Source organism: Ruegeria sp. YTSC004 (assembly GCF_059609805.1).
In genome coordinates this window covers 1-1,511 of the sequence record NZ_JBXWMJ010000039.1, presented here as the reverse complement: position 1 = coordinate 1,511, position 1,511 = coordinate 1, and the positions used below count along the sequence as shown (strand labels likewise).

General features: G+C 54.1%; 1 protein-coding gene. It reads left to right on the top strand.

Features of this window, described 5'->3' with window-relative positions; genetic code table 11:
* Positions 1-85 precede the first annotated feature (85 nt).
* Positions 86-1,437 (top strand): IS3 family transposase gene (locus AC2FFP_RS23275; protein ID WP_170825240.1). Its coding sequence is split into 2 segments (ribosomal slippage): positions 86-422 and positions 422-1,437, totalling 1,353 coding nucleotides; the frame shifts between segments, so codons are not numbered across the junction.
* The last annotated feature ends 74 nt before the right edge of the window (positions 1,438-1,511 follow it).

Here is a 1,511-nt window from a genome sequence, read left to right as displayed (position 1 = left end):
TGTCTGACGTCAGCACCAATGGGACAGTTTAAGTAGATTTGATAAGAGAGGGTTTCTGGCTCATCGTAACCGCCAAGGAGTGGAGATGAGAAAGAAACCCGGAACCAAGCAGAGCTACGGTGAGAAGGTCGTAAAGGACATTCGCCGTGTGACCCGCAAACAGTATTCCGCAGAAGAGAAGATCAGGATCGTGCTGGACGGCCTTAAAGGCGAGGACAGCATTGCAGAGCTGTGCCGTCGTGAGGGCATCGCGCAGAGCCTGTATTACAGCTGGTCCAAGGAATTTCTGGAAGCCGGCAAGAAACGTCTGGCAGGTGACACGGCCCGTGCGGCAACTTCCGCCGAAGTGAAGGATCTGAGACGGGAAGCCCGTGATCTAAAGGAAGTTGTTGCAGAACAGGCCCTGGAACTGCGTTTGCTCAAAAAAAGCATGATCGCAGATGGGGACGACGACGAATGAGGTATCCTGCATCTGAAAAGCTGGAGATCATCCGCCTCGTCGAAGGTTCGCATCTCCCGACCAAGCGCACTTTGGAAAAGCTGGGCATCCCGAAGACCACCTTCTATCGCTGGTACGACCGGTATCTGTCGGGTGGTCCTGAGGCGCTTGAGGATCGTAGTCCCAAGCCCTCACGGGTCTGGAACCGCATTCCGCAGCCAATGCGTGAGAAGATCAAGGACCTGGCACTGAAGGAAAGTGAGCTTTCCCCGCGTGAGTTAGCTGTTCGCTTCACCGACACAGAAAAGTACTTTGTGTCAGAGGCTTCGGTCTATCGCATCCTCAAGTCCTACGATCTGATCACCAGCCCGGCTTATGTGGTTTTGTCGGCCGCAGACGAGTTCCAGGACAAGACCACACGGCCGAACCAACTCTGGCAGACCGACTTCACTTACCTGAAGGTCATCGGCTGGGGCTGGTTCTATCTCAGTACGATCCTGGACGATTACAGCCGTTACATCATCGCTTGGAAGCTTTGTACGACTATGAAGACCGAGGATGTGACCGACACGCTGGACCTGGCACTACAGGCGTCGGGCTGTGATCAGGCAACCGTGCTGCACAAACCGCGCCTGCTCAGTGATAACGGATCCAGTTATATCTCTGGTAAACTTGCTGAATGGCTGGAAGATCAGGAAATGGATCATGTCCGAGGGGCGCCATACCATCCGCAAACTCAGGGAAAGATCGAGCGCTGGCACCAGACCTTGAAGAACCGCATCTTGCTGGAAAACTACTACCTGCCCGGTGATCTCAGGCAGCAGATCGATGCTTTCGTCGATCACTACAACCACCGGCGCTACCACGAAAGCTTACAAAACCTCACGCCCGCTGATGTCTACTTCGGGCGCGGACAGACCATTCTAAAACAACGAGAGAGGATCAAACGAAAGACCATCGAAACCCGGCGCTTGCTTCACCGCAAATCCGCCGCATAATCAAACCAACCAGATGAGCCACATCCTCTCTTAGATCAGAGCGCCATCTGTCCCAAAATCCCTGACGACGGACA